The organism is Dactylosporangium sp. McL0621 (genome assembly GCF_049995355.1).
GTDB lineage: Bacteria > Actinomycetota > Actinomycetes > Mycobacteriales > Micromonosporaceae > Dactylosporangium.
On record NZ_CP188259.1, the window covers coordinates 8,509,049 to 8,524,557 of the forward strand.

At 75.5% G+C, this 15,509-nt stretch carries 13 protein-coding genes; 8 read left to right on the forward strand and 5 right to left on the reverse strand.

The features are described 5' to 3' along the window. Positions 1–75: 75 nt before the first annotated feature. Positions 76–1,128: a LysR family transcriptional regulator gene (locus tag ACPPVO_RS40220; RefSeq protein WP_426503818.1), complete on the reverse strand. Its 1,053-nt coding sequence runs from the start codon at positions 1,126–1,128 to the stop codon at positions 76–78. A gap of 78 nt (positions 1,129–1,206) precedes the next feature. Between ACPPVO_RS40220 and ACPPVO_RS40225 the strand changes: the two genes are divergently transcribed. After that, a complete protein-coding gene (locus ACPPVO_RS40225; protein WP_426503819.1) occupies positions 1,207–1,935 on the forward strand; it encodes an SDR family oxidoreductase in 729 nt (242 codons plus the stop codon). Between the two features lie 272 nt (positions 1,936–2,207). On the opposite strand, the gene ACPPVO_RS40230 is transcribed toward ACPPVO_RS40225, so the two are convergent. Continuing rightward, positions 2,208–3,161, reverse strand: a complete 954-nt coding sequence (locus ACPPVO_RS40230) for a LysR family transcriptional regulator (protein ID WP_426503820.1) — start codon at positions 3,159–3,161, stop codon at positions 2,208–2,210. A 100-nt stretch (positions 3,162–3,261) separates the two neighbouring features. Here ACPPVO_RS40230 and ACPPVO_RS40235 point away from each other — a divergent pair, with 100 nt between their 5' ends. Genes ACPPVO_RS40235 through ACPPVO_RS40245 form a run of 3 tightly spaced genes read left to right on the forward strand, consistent with a single transcriptional unit; the run spans position 3,262 to position 8,050 of the window. Then, a complete protein-coding gene (locus ACPPVO_RS40235) occupies positions 3,262–3,954 on the forward strand; it encodes an aldo/keto reductase (RefSeq protein ID WP_426503821.1) in 693 nt (230 codons plus the stop codon). Between the two features lie 9 nt (positions 3,955–3,963). Further along, positions 3,964–5,478, forward strand: coding sequence for an MDR family MFS transporter (locus ACPPVO_RS40240; RefSeq protein ID WP_426503822.1), 1,515 nt, complete (start codon positions 3,964–3,966; stop codon positions 5,476–5,478). 16 nt (positions 5,479–5,494) lie between these two features. After that, positions 5,495–8,050 carry a DUF4132 domain-containing protein gene (locus ACPPVO_RS40245; RefSeq protein WP_426503823.1) on the forward strand — a complete coding sequence of 852 codons (2,556 nt, stop codon included), beginning with the start codon at positions 5,495–5,497 and terminating at the stop codon, positions 8,048–8,050. Here ACPPVO_RS40245 and ACPPVO_RS40250 read toward each other — a convergent pair. Beyond that, on the reverse strand, positions 8,036–8,773 hold the full coding sequence (locus tag ACPPVO_RS40250; RefSeq protein WP_426503824.1) for a TetR/AcrR family transcriptional regulator: 738 nt from the start codon (positions 8,771–8,773) through the stop codon (positions 8,036–8,038). The two genes, ACPPVO_RS40245 and ACPPVO_RS40250, sit on opposite strands and share 15 nt — an antisense overlap. 84 nt (positions 8,774–8,857) lie before the next feature. Here ACPPVO_RS40250 and ACPPVO_RS40255 point away from each other — a divergent pair, with 84 nt between their 5' ends. Then, positions 8,858–9,712, forward strand: coding sequence for an NAD(P)H-binding protein (locus tag ACPPVO_RS40255; protein ID WP_426503825.1), 855 nt, complete (start codon positions 8,858–8,860; stop codon positions 9,710–9,712). A gap of 23 nt (positions 9,713–9,735) precedes the next feature. On the opposite strand, the gene ACPPVO_RS40260 is transcribed toward ACPPVO_RS40255, so the two are convergent. Beyond that, a complete protein-coding gene (locus ACPPVO_RS40260; RefSeq protein WP_426503826.1) occupies positions 9,736–11,670 on the reverse strand; it encodes a glycosyltransferase family 39 protein in 1,935 nt (644 codons plus the stop codon). Positions 11,671–11,736: 66 nt separating this feature from the next. Next, complete coding sequence (locus ACPPVO_RS40265; protein ID WP_426503827.1) at positions 11,737–12,297, reverse strand: helix-turn-helix domain-containing protein; 561 nt, start codon at positions 12,295–12,297, stop codon at positions 11,737–11,739. Between the two features lie 66 nt (positions 12,298–12,363). Between ACPPVO_RS40265 and ACPPVO_RS40270 the strand changes: the two genes are divergently transcribed. From ACPPVO_RS40270 to ACPPVO_RS40280, 3 genes are read left to right on the forward strand one after another with little or no spacing between them, the layout of a single operon-like run. After that, positions 12,364–13,245, forward strand: coding sequence for an NAD(P)/FAD-dependent oxidoreductase (locus ACPPVO_RS40270; protein WP_426503828.1), 882 nt, complete (start codon positions 12,364–12,366; stop codon positions 13,243–13,245). A gap of 23 nt (positions 13,246–13,268) precedes the next feature. Further along, on the forward strand, positions 13,269–14,225 hold the full coding sequence (locus ACPPVO_RS40275; RefSeq protein ID WP_426503829.1) for a DNA polymerase domain-containing protein: 957 nt from the start codon (positions 13,269–13,271) through the stop codon (positions 14,223–14,225). Between the two features lie 51 nt (positions 14,226–14,276). Beyond that, complete coding sequence (locus ACPPVO_RS40280) at positions 14,277–15,485, forward strand: sugar efflux transporter (protein WP_426503830.1); 1,209 nt, start codon at positions 14,277–14,279, stop codon at positions 15,483–15,485. Positions 15,486–15,509: the final 24 nt, after the last annotated feature.

Here is a 15,509-nt window from a genome sequence, read left to right on the forward strand (position 1 = left end):
CCGGGAACGCGGACGCGCGGCCGGCATCACGGCCGCCACGATCAGGGCATGCGTCGTGGTCATCGGCGCAACGTATCAGCAGGGCGGATGCTCGCGCGCGGCATTTACGAACTCGCGGATCAGCGGGCTGCGCCGCCCCGCCACCCAGGCCAGGGCCACCTCGCCCGGCGGAAGGTCGGCCACGGGCACCACGGCGACGTCGGGCCGGCGGTAGAACGCGGACACCGAGCGGGGCAGCACCACGACCCCGCGCTCCCGCGCCACGAGCTCGAGCTTCTCCTCCACGCTGCGCGCCGGTGCCCCCTTCGCCGTGGCCCAGCGCCATTCGGGCACCGCGTCGACCGGCTGGAGCAGCGTCTCCCCCGCCAGCTCGGCGAGCCGTACCGCCGCGACCTGCTCGCCCCGGGCCCGCTCACCGCGGGCCGCCGCCTGCTCACCGCGGGCCTGCTCGCCGTGGGCCGCCGCCTGCGCGCCGTGGGCCGCCGCCTGCGCGCCGTGGGCCGCCGCCGGCTCGTCGTGGGCCGCCACCTGCTCGGCGTGGGCCGCCACCTGCTCGGCGTGGGCCGCCACCTGCTCGGCGTGGGCCGCCGCCGGCTCGACCCGGCCGGCGAGCGGGTGTCCGGCCGGCAGCACCACCACCCGCGGCTCGGCCGCGAGCGGCTCCAGCCGCAGCCCGTCCGTCGCGACCGGCAGCCGCACGTAGCTCACGTCGGCGCGGCCGTCGCGCAGGACCTCGGACTGCTCGTCCCAGTACGTGCGGACCACCCCGACGACGAGCCCCGGATGCGCCTCCTCCAGCGCCCGCACCGCCCCGGTGACGACCAGCCCCGGCATGAACGCGACCGTGAACGCGCCCGCACCCCGGGCCGCCGTCGCGACCCGCCGCCGCGCCGCGGCCGCCCCGGCCAGCAGCGGCCGACCGGCCTCCAGCAGCTCCGCCCCGGCCGGGGTCAGCGCCACCCCGTGCCGGTCGCGCACGAACAGCTCCGCGTGCAGCTCCTGCTCGAAGACCCGGATCTGCCGCGAGAGCATCGGCTGCGCCACGTGCAGCGCCCGCGCCGCCCGGCCGAAGTGCAGGTGCTCGGCGACCGCCACGAAGTACCGCAGCTTGCGCAGGTCGAGGTCCACCCCCGATATCGTACGGGTATCACCGCCGACCAGATGAGTCTTGGCCGCCGGGCCCCGCGCGGGCGCACCGTTGGACCCATGGAACCAACTGCACTCGGCGGCCGGCGGGTCGCCATCCTCGGCGGCACCTCCGGCATCGGACTGGCCGTCGCCCGCGCCGCGGCCGCGCTCGGCGCGGAGGTCACCGTCGTCGGCCGCCGCCCGGAGTCGGTCGCGAAGGCCCTCGCGGAGCTGCCGGACACCGCGACCGGCCGCGCCGCCGACCTCACCGACGAGTCCGCGGTCGCCGCGGCCGTCGCGGCGGCCGGCCCGATCGACCACCTCGCGTACACCGCGGGCGAGCCGCTCGTGCTCACCCCCCTCGCCGATCTGGACACCGCGACCGCGGCCGGGCTCTTCCGCCTGCGGTACCTCGGCGCCCTGGCCGCCGTCCGCGCCGCCGTGCCCCGGCTGCGTGACGGCGGCTCCGTCACCCTGGTCACGGGTACCGCCGCGGACCGCCCGGCGCCGGGCTGGGCCGCCGCCGCGAGCCTCTGCGGCGCCATGGACGCCCTGACCCGCGCCCTGGCCGTGGAGCTCGCGCCGCGCATCCGCGTGAACGCCGTGAAGCCCGGGGTGGTGCGCAGCCCGCTGTGGTCGGCGCTGCCGGACGCGGCGCGGGAGGCCCTCTACCGCGAGAATGCGGCGTCGGTACCGCTGGGCCGCGTCGGCGAGGTCGAGGACGTCGCCCGGGCCTTCGTGTACTGCATGACGCAGCCCTTCGCGACCGGTGCCATCATCCCGGTGGACGGCGGGGCGCTGTTGTAGCGAGCCGCGGCCGGGCGCCGGACGGCCGGTGCGCAGCCTCGGCCGCCCACGACCGGGCCGAGAACGGCCCTCAAGCGGCCACCGGCCGCCCACGCGACCGGCGAACGACCCTCGGGCGGCCACCGCCCGCCCACGCGGTCGGCGAACGACCCTCGGGCGGCCGCCGCCCGCCCGCACGGCCAGAGAACGGCCCGCACGGCCAGAGAACGGCCCGCACGGCCAGAGAACGGCCCGCACGGCCAGAGAACGGCCGCGCGGCCTCAAAATGGCCCTCAGGCCGCGGTCGCCCGCCCTTGTGCGGCCTCAGCCCGACCCTCGGCCGCCTGGAGTTGGGCGGCCGCCTGTTCCAGCGCGGTCAAAGCCGCCCCGATCGCCGGGCGCGACGACGTCGTCGCGCGCCAGACCGCGAACACGCGCCGGACCGCGGCCGGGGCGATCGGCACCAGGCGGACGCCCGGCGGTACCACGTCGCGGCCGAGGCGCGGCAGGACCGCGATGCCCAGGCCCGCGGCGACGAGCGCGAGCTGGGTCGAGTGCTCCGAAGCGGTGTGCGCGACCCGCGGCTCGGCGCCGATGCCGCGCAGCGTGCCGAGCAGCCAGTCGTGGCAGATCTGGCCGCGGCTCCAGCCTATCCACACCTCGTCGGCCAGCTCGGCCACGGCGATCTCGGCGCGGGCGGCCGCCCGGTGCTCCGCCGGCACGGCCACGTCGAAGCGGTCGTCGAGCAGGTCGCGCCGCGCCAGGCCCTCGCCGACCGCGAGCGGGTCGGCCGCCCAGTCCTGCACCACGGCGACGTCGAGCTCGCCCCGGCGCAGCAGCGGCAGCGCCTCGTGCGGCTCCATCTCGGCCAGGGCCGGCTCCAGGGCCGGGTGCCGCCCGCGCAGGTCCCGCAGGACCGGCGGCAGCAGGCCCCGCGCGGCCGTCGCGAACGCGGCCACCCGCAGCGGGCCGGCCACCGCGCCGCGGTGCTCGGCGAGGGACGCCTCGACGCGTTCGGCGTGGGCGAGCAGCTCGGCGGCGTGCCCGGCCAGGAGCGCGCCGGCGGGCGTGAGCCGCAGCCCGCGGCCGTGCCGCTCGGTGAGCTCCTGGCCCGTCTCCCGCTCCAGGCGCGCCAGCTGCTGCGACACCGCCGACGTGGTGACGTGCAGCGCCGCGGCCGCGCCGGCGACCGAGCCGGTCGCTGCGACCGCGTCCAGGACCCTCAGCCGCTCCAGATTCAGGCTCATTGCGTAGTGATGCTACGCGATCAGGGTCAGAAAGTGTCGATTGTGCTTGATGGTTGCCGGCGGAAGCATTGCGGGTACCGAAGCGGAAGGATTTTGAAAAATGCTGAACGTGAACCGGATCGGGCTGGGCGCCATGCGGCTCACCGGCGGGCTGCCGCACGCCGACGGGGTCGCCATCGCCCGGCGGGCGCTCGAGCTCGGGGTGCAGTTCTTCGACACCGCCGACTCGTACGACTTCGGCGCCAACGAGGAGCTGCTCGCGGACGCGCTGCACCCCTACCCGGAGGGCGTCATCGTGGCGACGAAGGGCGGGCGGATCTGCGTCGGCGGCGAGTGGTTCGACTGCGGGCGTCCGGAGTACCTGCGCCAGCAGGCCGAGCTCTCGCTGCGGCGGCTGCGGGTCGAATGCATCGAGCTGTACCAGCTGCACCGCATCGACGCCACCGTGCCGCTCGCCGACCAGGTCGGGGCGCTGCGGCGGCTGCGCGACGAGGGCAAGGTGCGCCTGGTCGGGCTGTCCGAGGTGACCGTCGAGCAGCTGCGCCAGGCGGAGGAGATCACGCCGATCGCGAGCGTGCAGAACCGGTACAACCGCGACGACCGCGCCTCCGAGGACGTGCTCGACTACTGCGAGCGCCGCGGCATCGCCTTCATCCCGTGGCGCCCGGTCGCCCCGCTGGCCGACAAGGCCGCGGCCCTGGCCTGGCTGCTGGGCCGCTCGCCGGTGATGCTGCCGATCCCCGGCACGTCGTCGATGCGCCACCTGGAGGAGAACATGTCGGCCCTGACGTAAGGTGTGTCAGTGCAAGAGGCCACTTTCACCAAGCGCGCCGGCGTGGGGCTGCGCTCGGAGCGCGGGCCGGTGCTCGGCTCGGTCATGCTGACCACCGGACTGGTCGCGCTGGACAGCACGATCATCGCCACCGCGGTACCGTCGGTGGTGCGTGACCTGGGCGGGTTCGCGCACTTCCCGTGGCTGTTCTCGATCTACCTGCTCACCGCGGCCGTCACCACGCCGCTCTACGGCAAGCTCGCCGACGTGCTCGGCCGCAAGCCCGTCATGTTCTTCGGCATCGCGGTCTTCCTGGCCGGCTCGGTGCTGTGCGGGGCGGCGTGGAGCATGCTCTCGCTCATCGTGTTCCGGGCGGTGCAGGGCATCGGCGCCGGCGCGATCCAGCCGATCAGCATGACGATCATCGGCGACCTGTACTCCGTGGAGGAGCGCGCCCGCGTGCAGGGGTACGTGGCCGGCGTCTGGGGCGTGTCCTCGGTCGTCGGCCCGACCCTCGGCGGCGTCTTCGCCGACTACCTGTCGTGGCGCTGGATCTTCTTCGTCAACCTGCCGCTCGGCCTGTTCGCCGCGTGGATGTTCGCCCGGCACCTCAAGGAGAACGTCGAGCGGCGCCCGCACCGCATCGACTACCTCGGCGCCGGCCTGCTCATCGGCGGCTGCACGCTGCTCATCCTGGCCACCCTCGAGGGCGGCATCATGTGGGCCTGGGTCAGCCCGCCGAGCATCGTCATCTTCGCGCTCGGCGCGGTCATGGTGACGGCGTTCGTGTTCGTCGAGCGGCGCGCGGCCGAGCCGGTGCTGCCACTGTGGGTGTTCCGGTACCGCACGCTCGTCGGCGGCAACCTCGTCGCGCTGGCGATCGGCGCGCTCGTGATCGGCCTGAGCTCCTACGTGCCCAACTTCTCGCAGGGGGTACTGGGCACCAGCGCGCTCGTCGCCGGGTTCGTGGTCGCGGCGATGACGCTGGGCTGGCCGATCGCGGCGACGCTGTCGGGGCGGGTGTACCTGCGCATCGGCTTCCGCAACACGGCGCTGATCGGGGGGCTGGTCGTCATCGGCGGTACCGTCATGTGCGCCCTCCTCACCGAGGACACCACGGTCGCGATGACGTCGATCGCCTGCTTCGTGATCGGCGTGGGCCTGGGCCTGGCGTCCGCGCCGACGCTCGTCGCCGTGCAGTCGGTCGTCGGCTGGGACCGCCGCGGCGTGGTCACCGGCACCAACATGTTCTCGCGCTCCATCGGCAGCGCGGTCGGCGCCGCCGTCTTCGGCGCCATCGCGAACACGACCCTGGACCACCGCTTCGCCGACGCGCCGCCGGACGTGAAGCCGTCCCTGGGCGCGGGCGCCGACGCCACGAGCATCGTGCTCAAGGGCGGCGGCGCGCCGGCGGACGTGGTCGAGTACGTGCGCGCCGCCCTCTACACCGCCTCGCACAACGTGTTCGTGGCCCTCGCCGTCGTGGGGGTGTGCAGCGTCGCGGTGATCCTGCTGATCCCGCGCAAGATCTCGCAGCTGCCGTAGGGCTACCGTCTCCGGCGTGGAGTTCGTGCTTCCGCCGTCCTGGCACCGGACGTTCTATCCGCGCCGCGGGGGCGCGCCGCTGCCGTACAAGCCGATCGGCACTCCGCTGCCGGCCGGCTGGCGGGACGTGTTCGGCACCCCCGAGGGCCGCGGGATCGACGAGCGCGCGGTCGCCGAGCACTGGATCGCCACCGACGGCCCGGCCCGCGCCGCGCGGACCGCGACCGGGCACATCAGGCGCCCACTGCTTTCCCGGGTGCGGACCGCCCTCGCCGCCGCTCCCCCGCAGGTGTACTCCGAGGCGCTCGACGAGCTCCGCCAGGCCCGCACCGAGTCGCTGGAGCACCGCCTGGCCGCCGCGTTCCTGGCCCCGACCGAGGGCGGGTGGGTCGAGCGCGACCTGGCCGACCTGCCCGACCGCCACCCGCCCGCCCCGCTGCTGGCCGCCTCGGTGTCCACAGTGGACCAGGCCCGGCTGCTGCTCGACCGGCTGGCCCCGACGCAGGCCGAGCAGCTGCGGGAGCCGGAGCTGCTGCACACCCTGGCCGAGGGCATCGGCGACGGCATCCTCGACGTGTACGCCCGGCTGTGGACCGGGCGCTCGATCGAGTACACGATGGCGGGCGTCCCGGAGTACCTGGCGGCCATGCTCGAGGCGCTGCCCTCGATCCCGACCGAGCGGGCCTTCCTGGCCCTGCTCGACCGGGCGGGCGAGCGGGGCGGGGCGGCGGCGGTGATGCAGGCCGCGGACCGGTTCCCGGCCCTGGCCCTGCGGCTGCTGCAGGCGAACGCGGCCCGCCCGAAGGTCGCCGATCTCCTGCGCCGTCACACCGCGAAACACCCGCCCCGCCTTCAGCCTCCGGGCCCGGCCGCCGCCCTTGCGGCGCCGCCCCAGCCGCCGGGCTGGACCGAGCCGGGCCCGGCCGCCGCCCTTGCGGCGCCGCCCCAGCCACCGGGCTGGACCGAGCCGGGCCCGGCCGCCGCCCTTGCGGCGCCGCCCCAGCCGCCGGGCTGGACCGAGCCGGGCCCAGCCGCCGCCCTTCCGGCGCCGCCCCAGCCGCCGGGCTGGACCGAGCCGGGCCCAGCCGCCGCCCTTGCGGCGCCGCCCCAGCCGCCGGGCTGGACCGAGCCGGGCCCGGCCCCCGCCCTTCCGGCGCTGCCCCAGCTGCCGGCCGGGGGTCCGAGGGTGCCGGGCTGGGCCGAGCCGGGCACGCTGCCGCCGGTCGCCCTCCGCGGCGGCGCCGGCGCGCTGCCCGCCGACACGGTCCGGCACCTGGTGCGGGTGCTCATGGCCGACGGGGAGATCGGATCCGTGCGGGCGGCCTGCGAACCGTACGACCTGGCCCGCCTGGGCTGGGAACTGTTCTGCCGCTGGGAGTCGGCCGGCGCCCCGCCCGCGGGCGCCTGGGCCCTGCGCGCGCAGGCGCTCCTCGGCGACGACCTGACCGCGGCCGGGCTGGCGGAGGCGGCCGGGCGCTGGGCGTCCGAGGGCGCCCACCGCCGCGCCGCGGCCGCCCTCGACGCGCTGCGGCACCTCGGCACCGAGGCGGCGCTGCGCCACCTGCACGAGCTCGCCACAACGGCGAGGTCCAAGGCGGTCCGGGCCCGCGCCGCCGGCAACCTCGGGGAGGTCGCCCGGGGCCTCGGCCTGACCGCCGACGCGCTCGCCGACCGCCTCGTGCCGCGGTTCGGCCTCTCCCCCGACGCGACGATGGTCGTCGACCACGGCTCGCAGCGGTTCGTCGCCGGGTTCGACGAGCAGCTCCGGCCGTACGTCACCGACGAGCACGGCACCCGCCGCAAGGACCTGCCCGCCGCCGCCCGCGCGGGCTTCACGGCCACCCGGCGCGGCGTGCGCAAGGTGGCGACCGAGCAGGCGCGCCGCCTGGAGGCCGCGATGTCGGGCGGCCGGCGGTGGGAGGCCGCCGAGTTCCGGACCGCGATCCTGGACCACCCACTGCTGTGGCCGCTCGCCCGCCGCCTGGTCTGGCTCACGGGCCGGCCCGGATCACCCGGCACTTCTCTGCGACTGGCCGAGGACCGCACCTTCGCCGACCTCGCCGACGACCCGGCCGACCTGCCGCCCGGCACCGTCCTGGGTGTCGCGCACCCGGCCGACCTGGATGTCCCCGCGTGGCTGGCGGTGTTCGCCGACTACGGCATCCTGCAGCCCTTCCCGCAGCTGCACCGTCCGGTGTACCGCCTGAGCCCCGACGAGTCCGCCGCCGCCCGCCTGGCCCGCTTCGACGACCGCCGCGCCCCGGCCGTGAAGCTGCTCGCCCTCGAGGACCGCGGCTGGCGGCGCGCGGGCACGGGCTCGCACCAGTCCCGCCTGGAGCGCGACCGGCCGGACGGCCGCCGGCTCGTCGTCGAGCTCGACCCGGGCCTCACGCTCGGCCGGCGCCCCGACCACCATCCGGACCAGCGCCTCCGCGACGTGTGGATCTGCCCCGCCGGCGAGGACCCGGGGTCCGCCGCGCACACGATCCCGTTCTCGGCACTGGACGCGGCCGCGGCCTCGGAACTGCTCGCCGACCTGAGCTACGCGATCGAGGTCCTACCCGCCGGCTGACGTCCCCGGCGGCGTCTGCGTGATGCGGTCCAGCCACTCGACCAGCAGGCGGCGCTCGCCCTCGCTCAGGGCGCCCAGCTGCGGGGACAGGGCCCGCAGGGCGACGGCCGTCGCCACGGGGCCGTCCGGGGCCTCGGCCGTCGCGTCGGTCAGGATGCGCGCCAGGACGGCGTCCATCATCGCGTCGCCCAGGGACGGGTCGCGGCGCTCGCGCGGCGTGGCCAGGAGCGTCTGAATCGTGCCGACGCCCGCGGCCTGGATCAGGTCGACCGCGTGCGCCTCGGGGACCCGGAGCCGGCCCGCGGCGGCCAGGCGATGGACGCGCGTCTGCAGGATCTGGCGGCCCATGCGGGCGGCCGGCGAGCCGGACACGCGCTCCGGGTCGCTCAGCAGGCGGAACACGGCCGGGTTGGCGAGGCCGAACTCGATCTGCTTGCGCCAGCTCGCGCGCAGGTCGTCGAGCGGGTCGACGTCGGCCGCCGCGGCCGCGGCCACGCCCGCGGCCTTGTCCGAGACGAACTCGGCCATGACGTGCTCGGCCACCGCCTCCAGCAGGCCGTCCTTGTCGCCGAACAGGCGGTAGATGGTCGGCGCCTGGACGCCGGCCCGGTCGGCTACGCCGCGGGTCGTCACCGCGCCGGGCCCGCTCTCGCGCAACAGCGACGCCGCGGCGTCGACGATCGCCGCCCGCGTGTCCGCCCGGCTCTTGACCCCGTCGCTCACGAACCAACGATAACACCGCCTTGCTATCAGTGATTTCCAGCGTTACGCTCAAATTGTTTCCACCGATAACACGAAGGGCAAACCATGATCATCGTGACCGGAGCGACCGGGGCCCTCAACGGCGCGACCGTCGATCACCTGCTCGAGAATCTGCCCGCGGGCGAGATCGCGGTCGCCGTGCGCGACCCCGCGAAGGCCGAGCGCTTCGCGCGGCGAGGCGTCGAGGTCCGGCGCGGCGACTACGCCGACCCGGCCGCCCTGCCGGCCGCGTTCGCCGGCGCCGACCAGCTGCTGCTCGTCTCCTCCAACGACCCGGCCGCGGACGCGGTCGGCCTGCACCGCACGGCCGTCGACGCCGCGGTCGCGGCCGGTGTGAAGCGGATCCTCTACACCAGCCACCAGGCCGCCGCGCCCGGCAACCCGTTCGGCCCCGGGCGGGACCACTTCGCCACCGAGCAACTCCTGGCCGGGTCCGGGGTCGCGTGGACCTCGCTGCGCAACGGCTTCTACGCCCACAGCCTCCAGTGGCTCGCCGGCCCGTGGCGCGAGACGGGCGTGATCGCCGTGCCCGGCGACGGACCGGTGTCGTGGACGGCCCGCGAGGACGCCGCCGAGGCGGCCGCGGTGATCCTGGTTTCCGGCGGCGCGTACGACGGGCCGGTCACCCTCACCGCGCCCGCGGCCCCGACCTTCGCCGAGCTCGCCGAGGTGGCGTCCGAGCTGTCGGGGCGGTCCATCCGGTTCCAGGCGATGGACGAGGCGGACTGGGTCGCCGCCCAGGCCGCGGCCGGGCGGCCGGAGCCCATGACGCGCTTCCTGCTGGGCTTCTACCAGGCCGCGCGGGGCGGCTTCTTCGCCGGCGTCGACCCGCTGCTCGGCGAGCTCCTCGGCCGTCAGCCGCAGGACGCCCGGGCCGCCCTTCAGGCCACGGCCCACTAGAACGGCGACCGGGCGGTGCACGGTCAGGACGTGAGCTTGTAGACCGTGCTGCCGCCGACCGTCTGGGCGGTGTAGTTCGCGGCCACCCAGGTCGCGATGTCGCTGTTGCCGCCGCCCAGGCCGCCGCCCCGGCCCCCGGCGACGTAGTACGCGACCTGGCCTTTCGCGACCATGGCCCGGAACTCGGCCAGGGTCGGGGCCGGGTCGCTGCCGTCCCAGCCGCCGATCGCGATGACCGGCTTCCCCGTCGCCAGCTCCAGCTCCGCCGCCGTCTGGTCGCCCGTGGTGGCGGCCGCCCACGTCGTCGTCGTGGACTTCAGCAGCGTGTCGAGCTCGCCGCTGCTGTCGCCCTCGCCGAACATCCCGCCGCCGGTCCGGGCGCCGCCGAAGCCGCCCATGCCCGACGAGGCCGGGCCGGAGGTGGGGATGGAGCCGGAGTGCGGCTGGTTCGCGGTCGCCAGCGCCCACGCCGTCGTACCCCCGAAGCCGGTCAGGACGGCCGCCAGCGCCAGCACCACGGCGAGCCGCTTGCCGAGGCCGGCACCGCGGGCGCCACCGACAGCGGAAGCGGCACCGCGGGCGCTACCAAGAGCGGAAGCGGCACCGCCCAGCGCGGCGATGGCCACCGCCGCCGCGCCGCCGGCCAGGAGGAGGGCCCAGCGCAGCCACGGGGTCCAGGACGTGTCCCGCGACAGGAGCGTGAAGGACCAGGCGGCCGTCGCGAAGACCATGGCCGCCAGCACCAGGCGCGCGGCCAGGGCGGCGCGCGCCCGCCACAGCTCGCGGCCCGCGATGGCGACCAGCGCGGCGATCGACGGGGCCAGGGCGACCGTGTAGTACGGGTGGATCGTGCCCGACATGTAGCTGAAGACCACGCCGGTGACGAGCATCCAGCCGCCCCAGACGATGAGCGCCGCACGGGTCGTGTCGGTGCGCGGGGCGCGGCGCGTGAACCACAGGCCGGCGGCGAGCCCGATGAGGGCGGCCGGCAGCAGCCAGCTGATCTCGGTGCCCATGCTGTCGCCGAAGAGGCGCGTGAGGCCCGTCGCGCCGCCGAAGCCGACGTTCTGCATGCCGCCGCCACCGCCCCCGCCGCCGCGGTTGCCGTCGCCGCCGAGGATGCGGCCCAGGCCGTTGTACCCGAGGGCGAGCTCGAGGAGGCTGTCGTTCGTCGAGCCGCCGATGTACGGGCGCGACGAGGCGGGCCACAGCGCGACCAGCGCCACGAACCAGCCGGCCGCGACCACCAGCGTGGCGCCCGCGGTGAGCAGGTGCAGCAGGCGCCGGCCGAGGGTCGTCGGGGCGGCGATGAGGTAGGCCAGGGCGAAGCCAGGCAGCACCAGCAGGCCCTGCAGCATCTTGGTGAGGAACGCGAAGCCCAGCGCGGTGGCGGCCAGGGCCAGCCAGCCGGGGGCGGCCTTCTCCACGGCGCGGGTCGTGCAGTACGCGCCGGCCACGAGCAGCAGGGTGAGCAGCGCGTCGGGGTTGTCGAAGCGGAACATGAGCACGGCGACCGGGGTGAGGGCCAGCGCGGCGCCGGCGAGCAGGCCGGCCGCGGCGCCGAGGTGGCGCTTCACGGTGGCGTAGAGCAGGGCGACCGCGGCCACGCCCTCGAGGGCCTGCGGCGCCAGGAGGCTCCAGCTGTTGAAGCCGAAGATGCGCCCGGACAGACCCATGACCCACAGGGCGGCCGGCGGCTTGTCGACCGTGATGACGTTGCCCGCGTCCAGGGAGCCGAACAGCAGCGCCTTCCAGCTCTGGGTGCCGGCCTGGACAGCGGCGGCGTAGAAGCTGTTGGCGTAGCCCGAGTCGCCCAGGCGCCACAGGTACAGCACGCCGGTGAGCAGCAGCAGGGCGGCAAGCGCCGGCCGTTGCCACACCGGGCGGGCGGCGGCCTCGGATCTGGTCCGGTGCGCGGCGGCGGGCCGGGCCGGGCTGGGCAGCGTCGTCGTGGTCATGGTCCCGACTCTCGGGTCCGCGGCTGTCGCGAGCTTGCCAGGAAGCTGTACGCACCCTGTGAAAGGTCAGCGGGACCGCGCGCGCAGGTGGACCCGCTCGCCCTGGGGGCCGAAGAGGCTCAGCACCTCGGCCGCGTACGGGCTGGGGTTGCCGAACCAGTGCGGCACCCGGGTGTCGAACTCGACCGCCTCCCCGGTCTGCAGCACCATGTCGTGCTCCCCGAGGACGAAGCGGAGGCGCCCCGAGAGCACGTACAGCCACTCGTACCCCTCGTGCGTCTGCGGCGTCGGCGTGTCGTCGGCCGGCGTGTGCGGCGGGAAGATGAGCTTGAACGCCAGCGGGGCGCCCGGGCGCCGGGTCAGCGGGATGTGCGTCACGCCGTGGCGTACCACCGGCTGCGTGTGCACCCGCGGGTCGGCGGTCGGCGCGGCCCCCGCGAGATAGTCGAGGGTCACGCCGTGCGCGCGGGCCAGCGGCACCAGCAGTTCGAGGGTCGGCCGCCGCCCGCCCGACTCCAGCCGGGACAGGGTGCTCACCGAGATGCCGGTGTCGGCCGACAGTGCGGTCAGGGTCACGCCCCGCTGTTCGCGCAGCCGCCGCAGCCGGGGCCCGACGTCTTCAGTCATGCCAGCAGTTTGCCATTCCGGCAACGTTCTTTGCCACAATCGCGCGGACCGGGCATGGTCGGGGACATGAGCGATCGGTACGACGTAATCGTCATCGGCGGCGGTGCGGCCGGCCTGAGCGGGGCCCTGACCCTGGCCCGGGCACGCCGCCGGGTCCTGGTCGTCGACGGCGGGCAGCCGCGCAACGCCCCCGCCGACGGTGTGCACAACTACCTCGGCCGGGAGAACACCCCACCCGGCGAGCTGCTGCGGATCGGGCGCGAGGAGGCGCGGGGGTACGGCGCGGAGATCGTCGAGGGCGAGGTCGTGCGCGCGTACCGCGACGGCGACGACCTTCGCGTCGGCCTCGCGGACGGGACGGGCTTCGGCGCGCGCCGGCTGCTGGTCACCACCGGGGTCGTCGACGCGCTGCCGGACATCCCGGGGCTGGCCGAGGGCTGGGGGCACTGGGTGATCCACTGCCCGTACTGCCACGGCTGGGAGGTCCGCGACCGGCCCGTCGGCATCATCGCCACGAGCCCCCTCGCCGCGCACGCCGCGCTGCTGTGGACCCAGTGGACCGGCGACCTGGTCCTGTTCACCAACGGCCACGAGGTCCCGGACGTCCCGGCGGCGGTCAAGATCGTGGAGGGCCCCGTCGCGAAGGTCGAGGCTCAGGGGGTACACCTGCCGGATGGGCAATTCGTGGCGCGGGAGGCCCTCGTGGTGCAGACCACCCTGGCCGCGCGGGCCGGGTTCCTCGACGAGCTCGGGCTCGGGACCACCGTCCTGGAGATGCAGGGGCTGCCGGTCGCGACCTACGTCGCCGCCGACGCCATGGGCAGGACCGACGTGCCCGGGGTCTGGGTCGCCGGGAACCTCGCCGACCCGATGGGCCAGGTCATCGGCGCGGCCGCGGGCGGGATGAAGGCGGGCGCCGCGCTGAACATGGACCTGCTGCTGTCATAGCGGCGAGCCGATACGGTGTGACGGTGAGCACCGCCGAGGAACGCGCCGGGGTCGCGCTGACCAACCTCGACCAGCCCATCTTCGAGGGGGCCGGCGCGACCAAGCGCGACCTCGTCGAGTACCTCGACGCCGTGCGCGACCGGATCATCCCGGTCCTGCGCGACCGGCCGCTGTCGGTCGTGCGGATCATGCGCGGGCAGGACTCGTTCATGCAGAAGAACGTGCCCAAGTACACGCCGGAGTGGGTCAAGACCGTGCACATGTGGGCCGAGACCTCCAAGCGGGACGTGGCCTACGCGCTGTGCGACGACCGCCGCACGCTGCTGTGGTTCGCCAACCAGCGGGCGGTGGAGTACCACCCGACGCTGGTCCGCGCCGACGACTGGGCGCACACCACGCACCTGGTGCTCGACCTCGACCCGCCGGAGGGCGACGACTTCGGGCTCGTGGTGCGGGCCGCCGGGCTCGTGCGCGAGACCCTGGCCGCGGCCGGGCTCGCCGGCGCGGTGAAGACCAGCGGCGCGAAGGGCCTGCACATCTTCGTGCCGATCGAGCCGACGCCGATGGAGGACGTGGCCGCGGCGACCCGGGCGATCGCGGCCCGCGCCGAGCGGCTCGACCCAGCCCTGGCCACCACCGCGTTCATCCGTGACGACCGGCACGGCAAGGTGTTCCTGGACCCGACGCGGGTCGGCGGCGCGACAGTCGTGTCCGCCTACAGCCCGCGGCTGCGGCCCGGGTGCCCGGTGTCGTACCCGCTGGACTGGTCCGACCTCGGCGGCGTCACGCCCCGCGACTTCACCGTGCACACCGCGCCCGCGCTGCTCGGCGACGCCGACCCGTGGGCCGCGCACATGCCGGCGCCGCAGACGATCCCGGCCGACCTGGTCGCCGAGGGCCACACCATCCCCGTGCCGCGGGTCCAGGCGATGCACGAGGGCAAGCGCCGCGCCCGGGCCAAGCGTCAGGCCGAAGCGTGACGTAGCCGATAGTGGGAGAGCGCTCCCCCGACCTCGGCGTAAGGTGCGGAGGTGGTTTCAGGGGTTAGCGTCGAGGCACCGTCCAGCAGTACCAGCGCCCAGCGCACCCTCGTACCGCTCGGCATCATCTTCTTCTTCGTCGGGATGTCGGTCGCCGTCGTCGGCCCGTTCCTGTCGCTGTTCCTGAGCACCGAAGTGAAGGCCGCCCCGGCCATGGTCGCCGCGTTCCTGGTCGCCGGGCCGCTGGCCTCGATGGTGTCCTCGTCGCTGCTGGGCCGGCTCTCGGACCGGCGGCCGATCCGCCGCCGGCTGCTGCTCACCGCGGCCCTGGCCGGGTTCACGGGGGCGGTCGCGACCGCGTTCGTCCGGGAGTATTGGATCCTCCTGGCCCTGACCATGACCCTCACGGCGCTCAGCGGCGCGCTGTTCCCCCAGTCGTTCGCCTACGCCCGCGAGGTGCTCTCCCAGCGCGGCTCGACCCGCGCGGCGATGTCGATAAGCACCCTGCGGATGGTGTTCTCGGTCGCCTGGGTGGCCGGCCCTCCCGTGGCCGCGCTCCTGCTGCAGGCCGGCGGCTTCCGGGTGTTGTACCTCACCGCCGCCGCCATGTACGCGCTCGCGGCCGCCGTGATCTTCCTGCGCCTCGACGAGGTGTCGCCGCCCGCCCACCACGAGCGGCCGCCCGCGCGCCGGGCCGGCGCGGTCGTCTGGTGCACCGTTGGCGCGTTCGCCGTCATGCAGGCCGCGGGCGTGCTCAACGTGCAGGCGATGTCGCTGTACCTCGGCCACGTGCTGCACGCCCAGGTGCGCGACGCGGGCCTGATCCTGGGCCTGTGCGCCGCGCTGGAGATCCCGCTCATGCTGGGCTTCGGCGCGTTGTCGACCCGCTACCCGCTGCGGCGCCTCATCGTCCTCGGGGCCGGGGTCGGCGTCGTGTACTACACGCTCGTGGCCCTGGTCTCGCACAGCTGGCAGATCGCGGCGCTGCAGGTGCTCAACGCGTCATTCATCGCGGCCGTGCAGGGCCTGGGCATCTCGTACGTGCAGGAGCTCCTGCCCGGCGAGCCCGGCCGGGCCGCGACCCTGGCGGGCAACGCGTTCCCGGTGGCGTCGCTGCTGGCCGGGCCGGTGATGGGGCTGTCGGCGGACCTCGGGTACCGCTACGCGTACGTCGCCGTGGCCGTCCTGTGCCTGCTCGGCTTCCTGCTGCTCGTGGCCACGGCGTCCCGCCACCGGGCGGTGCCGGCCACTAGCGGATAGCACCGCCTCGGTGCCCGGTTTGAC